Annotated in this window: 9 protein-coding genes; 6 read left to right on the plus strand and 3 right to left on the minus strand. The window is 68.7% G+C overall.

The window, feature by feature from the left end; all coding sequences use genetic code 11:
* Positions 1-74: 74 nt before the first annotated feature.
* Positions 75-1,553, minus strand: coding sequence for a leucyl aminopeptidase (locus ROV95_RS05870; RefSeq protein WP_312543473.1), 1,479 nt, complete (start codon positions 1,551-1,553; stop codon positions 75-77).
* A gap of 104 nt (positions 1,554-1,657) precedes the next feature.
* Here ROV95_RS05870 and lptF point away from each other — a divergent pair, with 104 nt between their 5' ends.
* Entirely contained in the window at positions 1,658-2,740 is a 1,083-nt protein-coding gene (gene lptF, locus ROV95_RS05875) for an LPS export ABC transporter permease LptF (RefSeq protein ID WP_019660993.1), read from the plus strand.
* Complete coding sequence (lptG, locus tag ROV95_RS05880; RefSeq protein WP_134735590.1) at positions 2,737-3,843, plus strand: LPS export ABC transporter permease LptG; 1,107 nt, start codon at positions 2,737-2,739, stop codon at positions 3,841-3,843. The genes lptF and lptG overlap by 4 nt, the downstream gene beginning before the upstream one ends.
* A 178-nt stretch (positions 3,844-4,021) precedes the next feature.
* Here lptG and ROV95_RS05885 read toward each other — a convergent pair whose 3' ends face one another.
* A complete protein-coding gene (locus ROV95_RS05885) occupies positions 4,022-4,513 on the minus strand; it encodes an RDD family protein (RefSeq protein ID WP_312543475.1) in 492 nt (163 codons plus the stop codon).
* A gap of 56 nt (positions 4,514-4,569) precedes the next feature.
* On the opposite strand from ROV95_RS05885, the gene xerD reads away from it, so the two are divergent.
* Positions 4,570-5,547, plus strand: coding sequence for a site-specific tyrosine recombinase XerD (gene xerD / locus ROV95_RS05890; protein ID WP_021203464.1), 978 nt, complete (start codon positions 4,570-4,572; stop codon positions 5,545-5,547).
* 100 nt (positions 5,548-5,647) lie between these two features.
* The gene (locus tag ROV95_RS05895; protein ID WP_021203463.1) at positions 5,648-6,436 is read left to right on the plus strand and encodes a DsbC family protein; all 789 of its coding nucleotides are present in this window, start codon (positions 5,648-5,650) and stop codon (positions 6,434-6,436) included.
* Between the two features lie 119 nt (positions 6,437-6,555).
* On the opposite strand, the gene ROV95_RS05900 is transcribed toward ROV95_RS05895, so the two are convergent.
* Positions 6,556-8,655 (minus strand): glycosyl hydrolase family 18 protein, encoded by a 2,100-nt coding sequence (locus tag ROV95_RS05900; protein WP_312543477.1) that lies wholly within the window; start codon positions 8,653-8,655, stop codon positions 6,556-6,558.
* Positions 8,656-9,460: 805 nt separating this feature from the next.
* Here ROV95_RS05900 and purL point away from each other — a divergent pair.
* Together purL and ROV95_RS05910 are read left to right on the plus strand one after the other, a co-directional pair.
* Positions 9,461-13,345 (plus strand): phosphoribosylformylglycinamidine synthase, encoded by a 3,885-nt coding sequence (purL, locus tag ROV95_RS05905; protein WP_154081343.1) that lies wholly within the window; start codon positions 9,461-9,463, stop codon positions 13,343-13,345.
* Between the two features lie 437 nt (positions 13,346-13,782).
* Complete coding sequence (locus tag ROV95_RS05910) at positions 13,783-21,306, plus strand: ESPR-type extended signal peptide-containing protein (protein ID WP_312543479.1); 7,524 nt, start codon at positions 13,783-13,785, stop codon at positions 21,304-21,306.
* Positions 21,307-21,449 lie beyond the last annotated feature (143 nt).

Raw genomic sequence — 21,449 nt, forward strand, 5'->3', positions numbered from 1 at the left:
CCGGGTCAGGCAGGGTTCCGGCGGTGCCGGGCGAGGCCCGGGCCGGCGTCTGCCGGCCAGGGTCGGGTACGGCATCAGGCGCGGGCGGCCTGGTCCAGCAGCCACTGGCTCAGCAGGCCCACCGGGCGGCCGGTGGCCATGCCGCGCTTGCCTTCATCGCTGGCCACGCCGGCGATGTCCAGGTGGGCCCAGCGCTGGCCTTCGGCGAAGCGCGACAGGAAGCAGCCGGCGGTGATCGCACCGGCCCAGCGGCCGCCGATGTTGTAGACGTCGGCGAAGGTCGAATCCAGCATCGGCTGGTATTCGTCCCACAGCGGCAGGCGCCAGGCGCGGTCGAATACCTGCTCGCCGGCGGCCAGCAACTCGTTGGCCAGGTCGTCGTGCTTGCTCATCAGGCCGGCGGTCTGGTGGCCCAGGGCGACCATGCAGGCACCGGTCAGGGTGGCGACATCGACCAGCGCCGCCGGTTCGAAGCGCTGCGCGTAGGTCAGCGCATCGCACAGGATCAGGCGGCCTTCGGCGTCGGTGTTGCCCACTTCAATGGTTTTGCCCGACATCGAGGTGATCACGTCGGACGGGCGGTAGGCATTGCCGTCAATGGCGTTTTCCACCGCCGGCACCACCACCACCAGGTTCAGCGGCAGCTTGGCCTTGACCGCTGCGACGAAGGTGCCGATGACGTTTGCGCCACCGCACATGTCGTACTTCATCTCTTCAATGCCGCCCTGGGTCTTCAGGTTGACGCCACCGGTATCGAAGGTGATGCCCTTGCCGACCAGCACGTAGGGCTTGGCGTCGCCGCCATTGTTCCACTTCAGCACGACCAGGCGCGGGCGGTTGGCCGAGCCACGGGCCACGGCCAGCAGCGAGCCCATGCCCAGCGCTTCCATCTGGTGCTCGTCGAGGATCTCGGCTTCGGCACCGTCATGCTCGCCGGCGAACTTCACGCCCACCTCGGCCAGGTAGGCCGGGGTGCAGTAGTTCGGCGGCAGGTTGCCCAGCTCGCGGGCGAACTCGACACCGGCGGCGATGGCCTGGCCCTGGGCCAGGGCCTGCGCGTCGTCACCGGCGATGGCCAGCTGGGCCAGGCCGGCGTCGTCGGCCTTCTTCTTGCCCAGGGTGGCGGTGTAGCGGTAGGCGGCGTGATCGGCGGCGATCACCGCCTGGCGGATCGCCCAGGCCGCGTCGCGGTCCTTCACTGCCACTTCGGACAGGGTGAACAGTGCGCTGCGGGCAGCGCCGGCCTTCAAAGCACGCACGGCGTCGCCCACGGCCTTCAGGTACTGCGGCACGCCGAAGCGGGCGGCGTCGCCGAGGCCGACCACCAGCACGCGCGGCGCGCTCACGCCCGGCAGGTCGTGCAGCAGGGTGGTGGCGCCGGTCTTGCCGGACAGGTCGCCACGCTGGGCCAGGGAGGCCAGGCGGCCACCGCTGGCGGCATCCAGCGCCTGCGCGGCCGGGGTCAGGGTATGGTCGGCATACGCGCCGACCACCAGGCAATCAACGGTGGCGGCGGCCGGAGCAACGTGGTTCAGGGTGAATTCGAGGGCCATTGAGCAGATTCCATTGGCGAGTCCGTACAATCGCAGGCCGTTTACGCCCAGACAGTAGACTGGGCGGCACCGCGAACGAACCCCAGAGTTTAAACCACCGCCCCATGCTGAAGCTCGACCGATACCTGCTGGGCGATTTCGTCCAGAGTTTCCTGGCTACCCTGATCGTCCTGCTGGTGGTCAGCGTGGGCGGCGTGCTGGTGGACATCCTCGGCAACATCGCCGACGGGCGCCTGCCGGCCAAGCTGCTGTTCTCGCAGCTGGGCCTGCAGTTCATCGCCTACCTGCCTCTGATCCTGCCGCTGGCGCTGATGCTGGGCCTGCTGCTGGCCATCGCCCGCCTGTACCGCGACTCGGAGATGGCGGTCATCACCGCGATCGGGGTAGGCCCAAAGCGGCTGCTGCGGCCGCTGCTGATGCTGGTGGTGCCGGTGGTGCTGCTGGTCGGCGCCTGCTCGCTGTGGCTGGGCCCGTGGGCCGGCCGGGTGGCAGAGCAGATGGTCATCGAGGCCAACCGCAGCGTGCTGATGGCCGGCCTGGAGCCGGGCCGTTTCACGCCGCTGCCCAACGGCGGCGTGGTCTACCTGTCCTCGATCTCGCCCGACGGCACCCAGCTGGGCAAGGTGTTCCTGCAGCGGCAGAAGGATGATCGCCTGGAAGTGGTTTCGGCCAACAGTGGCCGCATGTACTTCGAGGGCACCCGCCAGCGCTTCCTGGAACTGGATGATGGCCACCAGGTGGAAGGGCCCGTGGCCGGTGGGCTCGACTACCGGCTGGCGACCTTCGCCCGCAATGACGTGGCCCTGCCCGACGGCGCACAGACCCGCACCGAGGACGACCCGGAACTGATGCCGACCCTGAAGCTGATCGGCGATGCGCGCCCGCAGGCGCAGGCGCAGCTGCACCGTCGCATCGCACCGCCGCTGATCGCGCTGGCGTTCGCCCTGCTGACCGTGCCGCTGGGCCGCAGTTCGCCGCGGCAGCAGCGCTATGGCCGCATGATGCTGGCCCTGATGGCCTACATGGTGGGTACCAACCTGATGTTCATCGGCAGTGGCTGGATTGCCAACGGCAAGATTCCGGCCGCGCTGGGCCTGTGGTGGTTGACGGTGCCGCTGCTGGCGCTGGCGATCTGGATGTATGCACGTGATGGCCGCCTGGGCCACCCGAAGGGAGCCCGCGCATGAGGCTGCGCCCGATGCGTTTCGACCTGTACCTGGGCCGGTCGGTGTTCACCACGGTGCTGCTGACCTGGGCGGTGCTGGTCGGCCTGGACGTGGTGATGGCCTTCTCCGGCGAGTTCAAGGACATCGGCAAGAACGGCTATACGCTGGGCCATGCCGCCGCCTGGGTGCTGTACACGGTGCCGCGCCGCGCCTACACGATGTTCCCCACGGCCGCGGTGATCGGCGCACTGATGGGCCTGGGCCAGCTGGCAGCGACCTCTGAACTGACCGCGCTGCGTGCACTGGGCCTGTCGCGCAAGCGCCTGAGCGTTTCGGTGGCGATCGCGCTGTCACTGCTGACCGCGGTGATGGTGCTCAGCGCCGAGACGCTGGGCCCCTGGGGCCAGGACCGCGCCGATGCGCTGAAGTCCAGCGCCAAGTGGGGCCGGGATATCGCGACCAGCCGCTACTCCGGCCTGTGGGCACGCGAAGGCGATACCTTCCTCAACGCGCAGAGCGGCGAGGAGCAGCTGGTCGGTGAAAAGGGCACCCGCCTGATCCTGCGCGACGTGCGTCTCTACCGCATTGCCGGGAACGGAGGGATCGCCTCGTTGACCCATGCCGCCACCGCCGAGCACGACAAGGACGGCTGGGTGCTGACCGGGGTGCGTCGCGACACCTTCGGCGAGCGTTCGGCGACCCGCCAGGAAGTGGCGCGCGAGCCGTGGAACTCGAATCTCGATGCGGCGGCACTGGCTACCGGCATCGCCAAGCCGCGCAACCTGAGCGTTGCCGAGCTGAGCACCAGCATTGCCTACCGCCAGCGCAACGGGCTGGATGCGCGCGATTTCGAGGATGTCTACTGGAGCCGCTGGTTCTACCCGGTGAACGTGCTGGCACTGTGCCTGGCGGCAGTGCCGTTCGCGTTTGGTTCGCTGCGCAGCGGCGGCATGGGCAAGCGCCTGTTCCTGGGCATCCTGTTCGCGCTGGGCTTCTGGCTGCTGCAGCTGTTCTTCGGGCGCATGGCCGGCGCGTTGAAGTTCGACTACCGCATTGCCTATGCGTTGCCGCCGATCGTGATGCTGGCGGTGTCCGGACTGTTGTTCCGGCGCAAGTCGGGTTGATTCTGGTAGCGCGGGGCCATGCCCGGCGCTACCGGGGCAATCCACCGCTTCGGCATCCGTGCCAGGACCACCAGCATCCCGGCCCAGCGTGCTGGATTCTGTAGAGCCGAGCCCATGCTCGGCTGCTTTTGCGCACCGCCTGCCAGCCGAGCACGGGCTCGGCTCTACAGGTCGTGCATCACCGTTTCGGCATGCGCACCAGACGGGTGCCGCTGGCGCGGTCGTGCCAGGTCAGGCGTTGACGGTCGACCCACGCCCACCAGAATCCCAGCCCGCCCAGCAGCAGTGACAGCGTACCTACCGCAAAGCGCAGCCACAGCTGGTTGCGCCGCAGTGGCGTGCCATCGCTCGATTGCACTTTAAGCCGCCATGGACGCATGCCCAGCGTCTGTCCGCCGCGGCGCCAGCTGGCCGTGGCGTACCACCCCGTGATCGCCCAGCACACCGCCCACAGCAGCCACTGCCAGGCACTGAATGGCGCGATGTTCTCGCGTTGCGCGTGGCCGCTGAGGGTGTAGGCGAGGGTGAACAGCGTGCCGGCGAGCATCCACAGTGCCAGCACCGGCAGTGCGTCGTAGACCATTGCCAGCATGCGCCACAGCAACAATGCGCGCGGATGGGGCATTTCGGCAGCAGCGGCAGAGGCCGTGTCGGTGGCAGGCTGGGACATGCGTCGAGCATACGCAAAGCTGGCCGTGCCCGCAGTGGCCCCCGTATCCTGCACGCATGGCCCATGTTTCCACCCCCGCCGAACGCCGCCAGCTGGTCCAGCAACTGCCCGAACTGCGCGCCGACGACAGCGCACGCATCCAGCGCTTCCTTGATGCGATCTGGGCCGAGAACGGCCTGGCCCGCGCCACCCTCGACAGCTACCGGCGCGATCTGGAAGGGCTGGCGCGCTGGATGGATGGGCGCGACGGTGGCCTGGCCGGCATCGAGCGCCCCGGACTGTTCGAGTATCTGGCCTGGCGCACCCGGCATGGCTGGTCGCCGCGCAGCAATGCGCGCCTGCTGTCGGCGTTGCGGGCGTTCTTCGCCGATGGCGTGCGCCGCGGCGAACGCAGCGAGGATCCCAGCGCGCTGCTCGACCCGCCGAAGTTGCCACGGCTGCTGCCCAAGGCGCTGGCCGAAAGCCAGATCGACGCGCTGCTGGCAGCGCCCGATACCGACAGCGCATTGGGCCTGCGCGATCGCGCCATGCTGGAACTGATGTACGCCGCCGGCCTGCGCGTGAGCGAGCTGGTGCTGCTGCCCGCGACTGCGGTCAACCTGCGCCAGGGCGTGCTGCGGGTCACCGGCAAGGGCAGTAAGGAACGGCTGGTGCCGTTGGGCGAGGAATCCCAGCACTGGCTGGAGCGCTACCTGCAGCACTCGCGGCCGCAGCTGGTCGGGAAGGGCAAAGTGCAGGCGCTGGCCGATGGGCAGACGCCGTTGTTCATCGAGCCGTCGCTGCATGCGCTGACCCGGCAGGCGTTCTGGCACCTGGTCAAGCGCCATGCGCAGGTGGCCGGCATCGACCCGGCGCGGATCAGCCCGCACGGCCTGCGCCACAGCTTCGCCACCCATCTGCTCAACCGTGGTGCCGACCTGCGCGCGTTGCAGATGCTGCTCGGCCACAGCTCGCTGTCCACCACCCAGATCTACACCCTGGTAGCGCGCGAGCACCTGCAGAAGCTGCACGCCCGCCACCATCCGCGCGGCTGAGCAGGCCCCTGAATCCCGGCCACAAGCCATGGGCGGTGCCGCTGTCCGGTACCGCCGGCTGTGTCAGAATCCAGGGTCTTCTTCTGTCGCGGATCGTTCCATGCTCCGATTTGCCATCGCCGCCGTGTTCGGTGCGCTCAGCCTGACCGCCTGCGCCCAGCCGGCCCCGCCGGCCGCCAAGGCGCCTGCTGCTGCCGCTGCGGCCAAGGCTGCCCCCGCCGCCAACGCGTCGGCCGACCAGGCGGTACGTGCCGCGTTGACCGCGCTCAATCCCGGTTTCCAGGTGGATTACATCGGTGCCGCACCGTTCCCGGGCTTCCGTGAAGTGGTGGTCTCCGGCCAGCTCCTGTACGTGTCCGATGATGGCCGTTACCTGTTCCAGTCGCAGCCTTACGACACCCGTGCCAAGGGCCCGGCCAACAGCGAAGGCCTGCTCGGCTACCGCCGCGATCTGCTGGCCAAGGCCAACCATGGCGACCGCATCGTGTTTGCCGCACCGAACGCCAAGTACACCATCAGCGTGTTCACCGACATCGAATGCGGCTACTGCCGCAAGCTGCACCAGGACATCGCCGAGCTCAACCGCAACGGCATCTCCGTCGAGTACCTGGCATTCCCGCGCATGGGCCTCGGCAGCAAGGACTACACCGACATGATCTCGGTCTGGTGTGCGGCTGATCGCCGCCAGGCACTGACCAACGCCAAGCGCGGTGGCAGCGTGCCGGCAAAGAACTGCACCAACCCGGTGGCGATGCAGTACGCACTGGGCCAGCAGCTGGGCGTGAACGGCACGCCGGCGATCTTCGCGCCGGACGGCACCCAGCTGGGGGGCTACCTGCCGCCGGCACAGCTGCGTGCGGCGCTGGAAAAGCTGTCGGCCAAGCGCTGACGCGACCGACCTTGTTTCTGTAGAGCCGAGCCCATGCTCGGCTGATGTTTCCGCAGCCGAGCATGGGCTTGGCTCTACAGGTAGGAAGCCGGGGGCGCGCAGCACCCCCGGCTTTTTTCTTACTTCAGGCCATCACTGACCGCCTTGGTCAGCGTGCCCTGCGCATCGTCATCACTGAACTCCCAGACGAACGCGCCGCCCAGGCCCTGGGTCTTCACGTAGCCCATCTTGCGGGTGATGTTGGCCGGGGTGTCGAAGCTCCACAGCGTGCTGCCGTTGTAGATCCAGGTGGCACCTGCGGTGTTGTCGGTGTAGCCCGGCCACGCCAGGTTCTTCAGCACCTTCCAGTCTTCGATGCCGGCTTCATACGTGCCCGGGGCAGCGCCGGTCGCGGTCTGGTACAGGCCGTTGTTGGCGTTGGCCACACCGGTCCAGCCACGCCCGTAGTAGCCGATGCCCAGGTTGAGCTTGGCCGCGGGCACGCCGCGGCTGATGAAGGCCTCAATGGCGTCGTTGCTGTTGTACAGCTTCTGGTCGCCGGTGGACGGATCATTGGGCGAATCGAACAGTGCCGACTGGTGATTGGTCTTCGCATCCCACGCGCCGTGGAAGTCGTAGGTCATCACGTTGATGTAGTCCAGGTACGGGTGGTACGCGGCCGGATCGGTGACGCGGATCTTGTCGATGCCGGCGCCCACCGCCACCGTCAGCAACAGGCCCGGACGCACCGCATCGAGCTGGCGGCGGAACTCGGCCATCAGCGCGGTGAAGTTGGCGTTGTCTTCCGGCTTGCCGCATTCGATGCCGCAGGCCACCGGGTATTCCCAGTCGATGTCGATGCCGTCGAACACACCCAGCGCGGCACCGGCACCACCGGCACCGTCGGTCACTGGCAGATTGCCCTTGATGTACGCGTCGATGCACGAGGCGACGAAGGCCTGGCGGTTCTCCGGGCGCGCTGCGCTGGAGAAGCCGCGCGACCAGGTCCAGCCACCCAGCGAGATCAGTACCTTCAGGTTCGGGTACTTGGCCTTGAGCTGCTTGAGCTGGTTCCAGTTGCCGCGCAGCGGCTGGTCCCAGGTGTCGGCGCTGCCGCTGACACTCTCGGCGGCACTGAAGGCCTTGGTGTAGTCGGCGAAAGCATCGCCACCGGCACCGCTGTTCGGATCCGAGGGTTGGGTGACGCCCACTTCGCAACGGTTGTTGCGCACGTTGCCGAACGCGTAGTTGATGTGGGTCAGGCGCGCGGCCGAACCGCTGCTGTCGATGTTCTTGACCCGGTAGTTGCGGCCGTAGATGCCCCACTGGGTGAAGTAACCGATGACCCGCTTGCCGGTGGTTCCGCCGTCGCCGGCCAGCGTGGTGGCGCTGATCTCGGTGCCCTGCGCTGAGGCATTGCCGGCATTGTCGCGGGCGCGTACGCGGTAGCGGTAGGTGGTGGATGCAGTCAACCCGCCATCGACGTAGCTGGCACTGGACGGTGAACCGACCAGGCTGCCGTTGCGGTACACGTCATAGCCGGCCACGCCGCTGCCACCGGTGTTGTCGGTGGACGGGCTCCAGCTGAGCGCGATGCTGTTGGCGGTACGGGTGCCGACCGCCAGCCCGCCCGGCACGCTCGGCGCGGTGGTGTCGCCGCTGGCGGCGTTGACGGTGATGGTGATGGTCGCCGTGCTGGTGGTGGCGTTGTTGTTGTCGGTGGCCACCGCGCGCAGGGTGTGGCTGCCGGCGCTGGCGTTGGCCCAGCTGGCCGCATACGGCGCACTGGTGGCCACGCCGAGCGTGCTGCCATCGCGGAAGAACTCGACCTTGGCGACGCTGCCGTCTGGATCACTGGCGGTGGCGGTCACGTTCACCGTGCTGCCGGCACTGAAGGTGGCACCGTTGGCCGGCGAGGTCAGGCTGACCACCGGCGGCTGGTTGGCGCCGCCGCCATCGCAGGCGCCGAGGTTGGTGTAGTAGGGCGCGCCGGCCGGATGGTCCGGCGGCGCGTTCCAGATGTCCTGGTTCGCCCGATAGAGGACGCCTCCTTTCTGCAGGGTATCGCCGGCCCGGTAGATCTTGGCCTGGTCCCATTCGGCCACCCCGGCACAGCTGGCGGCCTGCGCCAGGCCGGGCAGGACGGCGGCACCGGCGGCCAAGGCAAGCAGCCAGGCCAGGCGGCGGGGACGACAGCTTCGGGTCGAACGTTCGGCACTGCGCACAATCGGGTCGTACATGGGTAAGTCTCCGATCAAAGGGCGCGCGGGCCCCGATGGCGCCGCGCGTGACGCAGGTCCGGGCATCGCCGGGGAAGGCGACGGAGGGGCCGGACGGAGGGCACCTGGGAGGCCGGGGAGAGAGTCCGGCACCAGGTGGGGACAACGTTGTCATCAATTGCGTGGTCAATCCGTGAGCAAGCGCATGGTTCGGGGAATCGGGCGGAGAGCGCGCTGCGCGCGGTCGGCGGCCATCGGCGGAGCCCCTCGTGGCTGGGGCTTTCCGCGAACAGCGGATTTCTGGGGGTTGGCCGGGCGGGTGGGCTGCGCAGGGGACGCTGCAAGTACGTCCATGTAAGCTCGGTCGCCGCATCCATGCGGCTCACGCCCCTGCGCAGCCCACCCGCCCGGCCACGGACAGGTTCCTGCGCGGCCAGCCACGAAAGACAGAAGAAAAAACAAAGGCAAAAGCCGGTCGCTGCGCTCTTCAATGCCTGATTTCTGACATTTCCTGGGTGTCGGCCAGCGGCCGGCACTACCGGGGAGCATTCACGCATGGCCGCAGATCGCGGAAATCTGTCGGGGGCGGGGTGGTGGGGGCCAGCAGGACCGTTGGCGCCATGGATGGCGCCATCGAGCCCCCATGGATGGGTTTACGGCGTGTCCTGCTGGCCCCCACCGCCCCGCCAGCCCACAGGAAGCCAGCTCTTGCTGTTGCTGTTGCCGTTGCCCTGGCCTCGGCGGGTGCCGGGCGCCGCCCGGCCAGAGCCCTTCCCCCGCTTCCGGTACAATGTCGGGCCCGTTTCCCAACTACGGTTCCCCGGACATGATGGTCCTCGAGGGCGCGCCCGCCCTGTCGCCGTTCCGCCGCGAACGTCTTGAATCCCGCCTGCAGTCCATCGCTCCCTCCCTGCGCATCAGCGGTGCCTGGCACGTCTACTTCGTGCAGCCCGAAGGCAGCGCCGCCCCCGACCTGACCACGCTGTGCCGCATCCTCGAAGCGGCGCCGCAGGCCGAAGCCGTGGCCGAAGGCGCAGTCAGCCGCATCGTGGTGCCGCGCCTGGGCACGCTGTCGCCGTGGTCGAGCAAGGCCACCGAACTGGTCCGAGGTGCCGGCCAGCCGGTCAGCCGGGTCGAGCGTGGCCTGCGCATCGACGTGCAGGGTTGGCCGGCCGATGCCGCCGCCCAGCAGGCGCTGGTCAAGGCGCTGCACGACCCGATGACGCAGTCCGTGCTGGAGACCGTGGAACAGGGCCAGGCGCTGTTCTCGGCACCGGCCCGGGGTGAACTGGAGCGCGTGCCAGTGGACCAGCTGGAGGCCGCCAACCAGCGCCTCGGCCTGGCCATGGCCCAGGACGAGATCGACTACCTGCGCGAGCGTTTCACTGCGCTGGGCCGGTCGCCGTCGGACGTGGAACTGATGATGTTCGCGCAGGCCAATTCCGAGCACTGCCGCCACAAGATCTTCAACGCCAGCTGGACCATCGACGGCCAGGAGCAGGACCGCTCGCTGTTCCGGATGATCAAGAACACGCACCAGCAGACCCCGCAGCACACGCTCAGCGCGTACAGCGACAACGCCGCGGTGATTGAAGGCCATCCGGCGTCGCGTTACCGCCCGGATCCGGCCAGCGGCGAGTACCGCCGCGAGCCGCAGGTGCCCAGCGCGTTCCAGATCAAGGTGGAAACGCACAACCACCCGACCGCGATCGCGCCATTCCCGGGCGCCTCGACCGGTGCCGGTGGCGAGATCCGCGACGAAGGCGCGACCGGCCGCGGCGGCAAGCCCAAGGCCGGCCTGACCGGCTTCTCGGTTTCGCACCTGCGCATTCCGGAACTGCCGCAGCCGTGGGAGGCGCCGCGCGCGCTGAACCCGCGCATGGCACCGGCGCTGGAAATCATGACCGACGGCCCGCTCGGTGGCGCGGCGTTCAACAACGAGTTCGGCCGCCCGAACCTGCTCGGCTACTTCCGCAGTTTCGAACTGCCCGAAGGCGCCGATCTGGTGCGCGCCTACGACAAGCCGATCATGCTGGCCGGTGGCCTCGGCGCGATCGACCGCGTGCAGGTCGACAAGATCCCGCTGCAGGCCGGTGATGCGGTCATCGTGCTGGGTGGCCCGGCGATGCTGATCGGCCTGGGCGGCGGTGCCGCCAGTTCGGTGGCCTCCGGTGAAAGCGCCGAGGACCTGGACTTCGCCAGCGTGCAGCGCGACAACCCGGAAATGGAACGCCGCTGCCAGGAGGTCATCGACCGCTGCGTGGCGATGGGCGCCGACAACCCGATCAAGTTCTTCCACGATGTCGGCGCCGGTGGCCTGTCCAATGCCATCCCCGAACTGCTGCACGACTCCAGGGTCGGCGGCGTGATCGATCTGGGCAAGGTGCCCACCGATGATCCGTCGCTGTCGCCGATGCAGCTGTGGTGCAACGAATCGCAGGAACGCTACGTGCTGGGCGTGGCCCAGGAGCGCCTGGCCGAGTTCGCCGCGCTGTGTGCTCGTGAGCGCTGCCCGTTCGCTGCCGTTGGCGTGGCGACCGCCGAGGAACATCTGGTGGTGGCCTATGGCGCCGTGCCGGGCCACACCCCGGCCGACGCACCGATCGACCTGCCGATGGACGTGCTGTTCGGCAAGCCGCCGAAGATGCACCGCGACACTGCGCACCCGCCGACACCGCGCTGGCCGGCGCTGAAGACCGGTGGCCTGGATCTGCAGGAAGCAGGCCTGCGCGTGCTCGCGCACCCGACGGTCGCCTCGAAGAACTTCCTGGTCACCATCGGTGATCGCAGCGTCGGTGGCCTGACCGCACGCGAACAGATGGTCGGTCCGTGGCAGCTGCCGGTGGCCGATGTTGCGATCACCCTGGCCGACTTCGACGGCGTCGCCGGTGAGGCGATGTCGATCGGCGAGCGCACCCCACTGGCCCTGCTCGATGCGGCTGCTTCGGCACGCATGGCGGTGGGCGAAGCGCTGACCAACCTGTGCGCGGCGCCGGTCGATGCGCTGGATGAGATCAAGCTGTCGGCGAACTGGATGGCCGCGGCCGGCCACCCGGGCGAAGACGCACTGCTGTACGACGCTGTGAAGGCAGTGGGCATGGAACTGTGCCCGCAGCTGGACATCAGCATCCCGGTGGGCAAGGACTCGTTGTCGATGCAGGCGCAGTGGCACGACCAGGGTGAGGCGCACAAGAGCGTGTCGCCGGTGTCGCTGGTGATCTCGGCGTTCGCGCCGGTGGCCGACGTGCGCCAGCAGTTGACCCCGCTGCTCGACCGGGAGGTGGACAGCGAGCTGTGGCTGATCGGCCTGGGGGCCGGCAAGCAACGCCTGGGTGGTTCGATCCTGGCCCAGGTGCATGCCGACCACAGCGAACTGCCGGCCTTTGCCGGTGCCGCCCCGGACCTGGACGATCCGCAGCGCCTGCGGGGTTTCTTCGAACTGATCCGCGATGCGCGCCAGTCCGGCCTGCTGCTGGCCTATCACGACCGCAGCGACGGCGGTGCCTTCGCCGCGTTGTGCGAAATGGCCTTCACCTCGCGCCTGGGCCTGGACATCACCCTCGATGCCTGGGGTGACGATCCGTTCCGCAGCTTGTTCAACGAAGAACTGGGTGCGGTGGTGCAGATCGCACGCGAAGACCGCGCCGCGTTTGCCGACCTTGTCGAACGCCATGCATTGACCGAATGCGCGCAGCGCATCGCCAAGCCGACCACCGCACCGGTGGTGCGCGTGTCGCTGGGTGGCGAAAACCTGGCCGAATGGCGCTGGGAAGCGTTGTTCGACGCGTGGTGGTCGGTTACCCACGCGATGCAGAAGCGCCGCGACAATCCGGCCAATGCCGACGCAGAGCGCGAGGTGGCACGTGCCTTCAACGCACCGGGCCTGAAGCCGAAGCTCAGCTTCGATCTCAACGAAGACGTGGCCGCACCGTTCATCAGCAGCGGTGCGCGCCCGCGCGTGGCCGTGCTGCGCGAGCAGGGCGTCAATGGCCAGATCGAAATGGCCAACGCCTTCGAACGCGCCGGCTTCCGCGCCTTCGACGTGCACATGAGCGACCTGATCGAAGGCCGCGTGGCGCTGCAGGACTTCACCGGCCTGGTGGCCTGTGGTGGCTTCAGCTATGGCGACGTGCTCGGTGCCGGCCGTGGCTGGGCTACCTCGATCCTGGAGCGCAGCGCACTGCGTGATGCCTTCGCCGCGTTCTTCGCACGCGAAGACAGCTTCGCGCTGGGCGTGTGCAATGGCTGCCAGATGATGAGCCAGCTGAAGAACATCATTCCGGGTGCCGAGCACTGGCCGCAGTTCCGCCGCAATGCCAGCGAGCAGTTCGAAGCCCGTACCGCACTGCTGGAAGTGGTGGAGTCGCCGTCGATCCTGCTGCGTGGCATGGCCGGCTCGCGCCTGCCGGTGGCGGTGGCGCATGGTGAAGGCCAGGCAGTGTTCGACACGGCCGTCGACCAGGCCGCTGCCCGCGTCTCGCTGCGTTACATTGATGGCCATGGCAACGTTGCCAGCCAGTATCCGCTGAATCCGAATGGTTCGCCGGATGGCATCACCGGCCTCACCAGCAGCGACGGCCGGGTCACCATCATGATGCCGCACCCCGAGCGCACCCCGCGCGCGCTCAACATGAGCTGGGCGCCGGCCGAATGGCAGGGTGATTCGCCGTGGATGCGCATGTTCCGCAACGCACGGGTGTGGTGCGGCTGATCGCAGCATTGCGCGCACGGCGCAATGCCATCGCGTATGGAAAACCCGCCGCGTTGCCGGCGGGTTTTTCTTTGCGCGCGCGAAACCCTTGTCGCGCCCGCTAGTTACATCGATTTTCATGCGCCAGCAGTTCGTCACGTGTGCATAACGAAGTTCTTTTATAAACACGCGAAATGGTGAACTGCTTCACGGCAATAGGATTTGCCGTGTCAAAGTCTTGACGATCTGCAAAGTTGCCGTTAACACTTGAAGCCCGTTTCAGAATCATTCATTTCGCAGTAACCGCTTGGCGCATGCGCTCGGGTTTCTGTCGCTGCGCGCCGTTCGGCATTACCCGCAGTAAATCACGCGAATAGACGCCCCCAGGGGACGCTGGGCCAGAAGGCTCGGCGATGGCGTCGCTTTGCCCAAAACCAGTCCAATCAGGAGCCGTACCGATGAATCGGATTTATCGCAAGGTCTGGAACAAAGCATTGGGTCAGTTGGTGGTGGCCTCGGAGCTGGCCTCCTCCGACAGCAGCGGTGGTGTTGTCGACCAGCGCCGCGATACGACACAGGCCACGCCCGCGCTGTTGGCGGTGGCACTGGGCCTGGTATTGGGATTGGGCATGAGCAGTTCCGCCGCTGCACAGTCGGTGCAGATCGGTGGCAGCGCCACCTGTGTGGCACTCAGCGGCAAGCTGCTGGAAAAGTGCCTGGTTGAAGGCACGGCCAGTGCCAAGGGCAGCAACGCGGTGGCGATCGGTGGCAACAGCAGCGCCAGTGCAGCCAACAGCGTTGCGCTGGGCGCAGGCTCCAAGGCTACGCGCGCCAACACGGTGTCTGTCGGCGATGCCGGCAAGGAACGGCAGATCACCAACGTGGCCGCCGGTACCCAGGCCACCGATGCGGTGAACAAGGGGCAGCTGGATGCGCAGGTGCGCGCCACGCAGGCCGCGCTGGCGGATGTCGCCGCAGCTGGGGACCGCTACTTCAAGGCTGATGGCGCAGGTGATGACAGCGACGCGGCCAAGATCGACGGGCAAGGCGCGGTAGCCGCCGGTGCCGGCGCCCAGTCCTTGGCCAATGCCACCACCGCCATCGGCACCCAGGCCATTGCCGCCGGTCTCGGCGCCAGTGCGTTCGGACAAGGCGCATTGGCGATCGGCGATGCCAGCGTGGTGGTCGGGCAGAGCGCCGCAGCGTTCGGTCTCGGTGACACCGCCGTTGGCGCCAGCGCCTATGCCGCCAGCGAGAACGGCGCGGCCACCGCGCTGGGTGCGTTGTCCGAAGCAAGCGCCGACGGCGCCACTGCCGTAGGTGGTGGCGCCGTGGCGATGGGCCCAGGCAGTTCCGCACTGGGTCGAGGCGCCACTGCCGCAAACGAAGCCTCGATTGCGGTGGGTGCATTCAGTACCGCCGTGGGCGAATACAGCACCGCACTGGGCTCCAATTCGGCGGCGGTTGCCACCGGCAGCGTGGCGCTGGGCGCAGGCTCGCTGGCCGACCGTGTCGATACGGTGTCCGTCGGTGCGACCGAGTACGGCCTGACCCGGCAGATCACCAGCGTTGCGGCAGGTACTGAAGATACCGACGCGGTCAATGTCGGCCAGCTGAAGGACGTGGCTGCCGTGGCCGATGCCACCGCCAAGCGGTTCCAGGCAACTGGCAGCAGCAACAGCGATGCCGGCGCGCTGGCCGAAGGTGAGGAGGCACTGGCGGCCGGCGAGGCGGCCAACGCCATCGGCAACGGCGCCACCGCTGTGGGCGCGGGCGCCAACGCCATTGCGCAGAACGCGACCGCCGTGGGCAACAACGCACTGGCCTCGGGCCAGAACAGTGCCGCGTTCGGCAACAACGCACAGGCCAACGGCCCGGGCAGCGTCGCCGTCGGTGGTGCCGCTGTTGATGCCGATGGCAATCCGCTGATCACCAGTGGCGGCGTACCGGTGGAAACCGGCGCCACCAGTGCCGGCGTCGGTGGCACCGCGGTGGGCGCCAGTGCCGAAGCCAGCGGCTTTGCGGCGTCGTCCTACGGGGTAGGTGCCTATGCCGCCGGCGCGCAGGCATCCGCGTTCGGTGCGGTCGCCAACGCCATCGGTGATTACTCCACGGCGCTGGGTACGCAGAGCAACGCCACCGGCACCAGCAGCGTGGCCATCGGTGGCCCGGCCGACCTGATTCCCGGCCTGGGTTTCTTCGTGCAGACCCAGGCCAGCGGCGAAGCGGCGACAGCCGTCGGTGCCGGTGCCATCGCAAGCGGTGACCGCGCGGTGGCCAACGGCAGCCTGACCGAAGCCTCCGGTGCTGAAGCCACGGCCGTTGGCTACTTCGCTTACGCCCCGGGTGAGAATGCCAGCGCACTCGGCGCGCAGACCTGGGCCAGCGGCGCACAGAGCACGGCCGTCGGGTACTACGCCACCGCGCGTGGCGCCAACAGCGTCGCGCTTGGCGCGAATTCCGAAGCGGTGCGCGCCAACAGCGTGGCCGTCGGCAGTGCCGGCAACGAACGGCAGATCACCAGCGTCGCTGCCGGCAGCGAAGCCACCGATGCAGTGAACAAGGCGCAGCTGGACGCCGTGGCCAGTACCGCGGACAACACCGCGCGCTTCTTCCAGGCCCAGCCGGAAGCGGGCAGTAATGCCGGTGCGCTCGCCGAGGGCGAAGGCGCGGTGGCGTCCGGTTCGTCGAGCAATGCGATCGGCGTCGGTGCGGTTGCACATGGCGCCGCCGCTTCGGCGATCGGTGATGACAGCGTGGCGGTGGGTCGCAACAGCAGCGCCACCGGCAACGGCGGTGTTGCCATCGGTGGCCTCGGCCAGGCCTACGACGAGTACAACCAGCCGATCATCGGTGCCGACGGCACGGCGCAGCAGGTAGGCACCACCGCCGTCGCCAACGCCACCGCAGTGGGCAGCGGCGCACAGGCCACCGGCGCCGCCAGCAGCGCGTTCGGCAATGCGGCCAAGGCCAGCGGGGACAACAGCTTCGCTGCTGGCGGCACGTCGCGTGCAACCGGCAGCTATGCGGTCGCGGTTGGTGACAGCGCCTTCGCCAGCAGCGATGACAGCACCGCGGTAGGGGGTTACAGCTGGGCGACGGCCAGTGGCGCAGCAGCGTTCGGTTCGGGTGCGTGGGCCACCGCCACCAACGCGTCGGCCTTTGGCAACGCGGCCTGGGCCAGTGGCAGCGGCGCAACCTCCATCGGCTACAACAGCTGGGCCAATGGGGCCAGTTCCACTGCGGTCGGCCGCGGTGCGTTCGGCTATGGCGACAACAGCGTGGCACTGGGCTTCCAGGCGCTGGGCAACAGCATCAACAGCATCGCCATCGGTACCAATACGGTGGCCGGCGGCGAAAGTGCGATCGCGTTGGGCGCCGGCAGCAACGCCAGCGCCAGCAATGCTGTCGCGCTCGGTGCCGGTTCAGTTGCCAGCCGTGCACGCACGGTGTCGGTGGGCAGCAGCGGCAACGAACGCCAGGTCACCAACGTCGCTGCCGGTACCCAAGCCACGGACGCGGTGAACAAGGCACAGCTGGATGCAGTGGCAACCACCGCCACCACCACCAGCCGCTTCTTCCAGGCCAGCGGCAACGGCGACGACGTGACTGGTGCCCTGGTGGACGGTGACAACGCGCTGGCCGCCGGTGATGCGGCCAACGCCATCGGCAACGGCGCCACCGCGCTCGGCAGTGGTGCCAATGCGCTTGCCAACAACGCGCAGGCGATCGGCTTCAACGCGCTGGCCAGCGCCGCCAACGCCAGCGCCGTCGGTGCCAACGCGCAGGCCACCGGTGAGTACGCCACCGCACAGGGCGCGGAAAGCGAAGCCAGCGGCGAGCAGAGCGCGGCGTTCGGTGCCGCCAGCATCGCCAGTGGTGCCGGCAGTACCGCCAACGGTGTGTTGTCCGAAGCCTCCGGCGAGGAAGCCGTGGCGGTGGGCTACTTCAGCAATGCCAGCGGCGATGCGGCCACCGCTGTCGGCAGCGAGAGCGTGGCCAGCGGCACCGCGTCGGCAGCGTTCGGCATCGGTGCAGAAGCGACCGGTGGCTACAGCACCGCCATCGGTGGCTATGCGCAGGCCTCGGCGTTCAACGCCACCGCCTTCGGCAACTTCGCCAATGCCTCCGGTTCCAACAGTGTGGCAGTGGGTGGCGATGCGGAAGCCTCCGGTGCCTACAGCACGGCCACCGGCCAGGGCAGCCTGGCCACCGGCACCAACAGTGTTGCCGTCGGCGGTTCGCTGTTCGGCGTGCTGGCCACCGAAGCATCGGGCAACTACTCCACCGCCGTCGGTGGTGGCGCCTGGTCCGGTGGCATCAACAGCACCGCACTGGGCAACGCCGCCGAATCGCGCGCGTCCAACAGCGTGGCGCTGGGTGCCGATTCGATCGCCGACCGCGACAACACCGTGTCGGTGGGCGGTGGTGGCAATACCCGCCAGATCACCAACGTGGCTGCTGGCACGCAGGGCACTGATGCGGTCAACAAGAACCAGCTCGACGCCGTAGCCGCTGCAGCGGAAAAGACCAGCAGGCAGTTCCAGGCCAGTGGCAACGCCGATGGTGAAACCGGCGCCCTGGTTGAGGGCGACAACGCGTTGGCCGCCGGTGATGCGGCCAACGCCATCGGCAACGGCGCCACCGCACTCGGTAGCGGCGCCAATGCGCTGGCGGCCAACGCCACGGCGGTGGGCCTCGATGCGCTGGCCACCGGCGACAACGCCGCAGCGTTGGGCAGTGCCGCACAGGCCACCGGCGAAGACAGCCTTGCGCTCGGCACCGGCGTCAGCGCCAGCGAGCTGGGTGCCAGTGCCGTGGGTGCGCGTGCACAGGCCAGTGGTGCATACAGCACCGCGACCGGCACTGAATCCAACGCCAGCGGCACGCAGGCACTGGCCAGCGGCTTCCGCAGCGCCGCCTCGGCCGATGGCACCACCGCCGTCGGTGGCTATGCCGAAGCAAGCGGACGCCTCGGCACCGCGTTGGGCTATGGCTCGGCGGCCAGTGGTGCCAACACCACGGCAGTCGGCTTCGGCGCTGCCGCGGCCGGTACCGGTGCCGTGGCCGTAGGTCAGTCCAGCGAGGCCAGTGGCGAGGAGAGTGTGGCCATTGGTGGCAGCACCTTCTTCGGCTTGATCCCGTCGCGTGCCAGCGGCACTGGTGCAGCGGCATTCGGTGCGGGTGCGTGGGCGACCGAAGACTACGCGACCGCGATCGGCTGGAACTCGTGGGCGGATGCGGCGGATGCCACTGCGCTGGGTGCCGGTGCCACCGCCAGTGGGTTGAACAGCGTGGCGCTGGGCGCCGGCTCCAAGGCCGAGCGCGACAATACCGTGGCTGTGGGAACCGCGGGCGGTGAGCGCCAGGTGACCCATGTTGCAGCCGGCACTGAAGCCACCGATGCGGTGAACAAGGGCCAGCTGGACGCGGTGGCCAGCGTTGCCGACAAGACCAGCCGCCAGTTCCAGGCCAGCGGCAATGCCGATGGCGAAGCAGGCGCACTGGTGGAGGGTGACAACGCGCTCGCCGCTGGCAATGCGGCCAATGCAATTGGCAACGGCGCTACGGCGTTGGGCAGCGGCGCAACGGTGGTCGCTGCCAATGCCACGGCGGTCGGCGTCGACGCACTGGCCACGGCCGAGCAGAGCGTGGCCATCGGCAGCGGTGCCAGCAGCACCGCAGACAGTGCCGTTGCGCTGGGTGCACAGAGCAGCAGCGGCGGCGCCGCCAGCATTGCGATCGGCGCGCAGTCGCAGTCGCAGGGCATCGGGGCGACCGCTGTCGGTGGCATGGCCGAGGCCGCCGGCCTTGCGGCTACCGCAGTGGGCTACGGCGCGATCGCCGATGGCCGCGAAACGACCGCAGTCGGCAACTTCGCGCAGGCCAGCGGCTGGCGCGCCACGGCGTTTGGTGCAGGTGCCAGCGCCGGCTTCTTCGGCACCGCCGTAGGCAGTGCTGCGCAGGCCGCCGATGTTTCCACGGCGGTGGGCCAGGGCACCATCGCGCAGATCGCCGGCGCCGGCTTCGGCGTGCAGGCAAAGGCTGGCGAGTACGGCACCGCTCTGGGCAACAACGCCGCCACCGGGTTGAACGGCGTGGCGGTCGGCTTCAACGCACTGGCCGGACAGGATGCAGCCAGCGCCAGCGCCGGCCAGTTCACTACCGCCATCGGCAGTGAAGCGTGGGCCACCGAAGATGGCGCCACCGTGGTCGGTTACAACAGCTATGCGCAGGCCAGCAACGCGACGGTGCTCGGCAGCAACACCTGGACCACCAAGGACGCCGGTAACAGCGTCGCGTTGGGCGCGGGCTCGCTGGCCGACCGCGCCAACACGGTGTCGGTGGGTGCTGCGCAGGAGTGGGTCGATGCCGCCGGCGTCACCCACAGCGCGATCAACCGCCAGCTCACCAATGTCGCGGCGGGTACGCAGGCCACCGATGCGGTGAACAAGGGCCAGCTCGATGCAGTGGCCGCCACCGCCGATGCGGTCGGCCAACGCTTCAAGGCCAACGGTTCGGGTACCGCCAGTGCCACCGGCACCGATGCCGTGGCCATTGGCGGCAACGCCAACGCCAGTGGCGGCCGCAGCAATGCGTTGGGCAGCGGTGCCGCGGCCATCGGCAATGCGACGCTGGCACTGGGTGCCAACAGCGGCGCCAGCGGCAACAACTCGGTGGCATTGGGTGCCGGTTCGCGCGCGCTGGAGGCCAACGTGGTCTCGGTCGGCGGTGGCAACGGCACCGCCGGTCCGGCCACGCGGCGCATCGTCAACGTCGCCGACGGCCGCATCGCTGCCGGCAGCACCGATGCGATCACCGGCTCCCAGCTCAACGTCACCAACCAGCGGGTGGGAGCAGTGGAAACCCGCGTGGGTGACTTCGACTCGCGCATCGCGACGGTCGAGACCACGGCGGCCAGTGCGGTCGGCTACGACGACGCCAGCCGTGACCGACTGACCCTGTCCGGTTTCCAGGGCACCACCATCGACAACGTCGGTGCCGGCAGCATCGCCGCCGGTAGCCGCCAGGCGATCAACGGCGGGCAGCTGTTCCAGTCGCTAAGTGATGCCGCCAGCTTCCTCGGCGGTGGCGCCAGCGTTGGCATGCAGGGCGTGTTCGTGGCGCCGAACTACGTGATCCAGGGCGCCACCTACAGCAACGTCGGCGATGCGCTGGGCGCGCTGGACCGCAAGGTCAGCGAGATCGACCGTCGCACCGCCGGTGGCACGCGTGCCGGAACCGCCAGCCTGCGCGCGATGAGTGCCTCGCTGGATGACAGCCCGCTGGCCAGCGCCGCGGATGCGCGTGCAACAGCCGATGCAGCACCGGCCGGCACCGCGCGGGTGCAGGGTACGCCGACGGCCGCCGCGGCGGGTGCTGGCATTCCGGTCGGGACCCCGGCGACCGGCGCCAATGCGGTGGCCATGGGCGAGGGCGCCGTCGCCAGCGGCGCGTCGTCCACCGCGGTCGGCCAGGGTGCCAGTGCCACGGCTGCCAACGCCGTGGCACTGGGCCAGGGTTCGGTCGCCGATCGTGCCAACACCGTGTCGGTCGGCAGCGAAGGCAACGAACGCCAGGTCACCAACGTCGCCGCCGGCACCACCGCCACCGACGCCGTCAACAAGGGCCAGCTGGACCGTGGCGTGGCCACGGCGAACAGCTACACCGACAGCCGCGTCCAGGCCGTCGCCGACAGCTTCGATGTGTTCAAGGGTGAAATCGATGGACGCCTGCGCCACATGGACCGCCGCATCGACCGCCAGGGTGCGATGAGTGCGGCGATGCTCAACATGGCCACCAGTGCCGCCGGTATCCGCACCCAGAACCGGGTCGGCGTCGGCATCGGTTTCCAGGGCGGCGAGTCGGCGTTGTCGCTGGGCTACCAGCGTGCGATCAGCGATCGCGCCACGGTTACCTTCGGCGGTGCCTTCAGCAGTGACGACAGCTCGGTTGGCGTCGGTGCCGGCTTCGGCTGGTAAGCCAAACCACTGCGCCGGCGGCCACCCACGCCGGCGCCAAACCTGCAAACAGGGCCTGGGGGGAGGTCACGGCAATCCCGGCTGGGCCGGCCGGGAGTCGTCAAGGAATGATGGCCGCAGTGTTGGTTCGATCCATGACCCAG

Source organism: Stenotrophomonas maltophilia group sp. msm1 (assembly GCF_032025805.1).
Classification (GTDB): domain Bacteria; phylum Pseudomonadota; class Gammaproteobacteria; order Xanthomonadales; family Xanthomonadaceae; genus Stenotrophomonas; species Stenotrophomonas hibiscicola.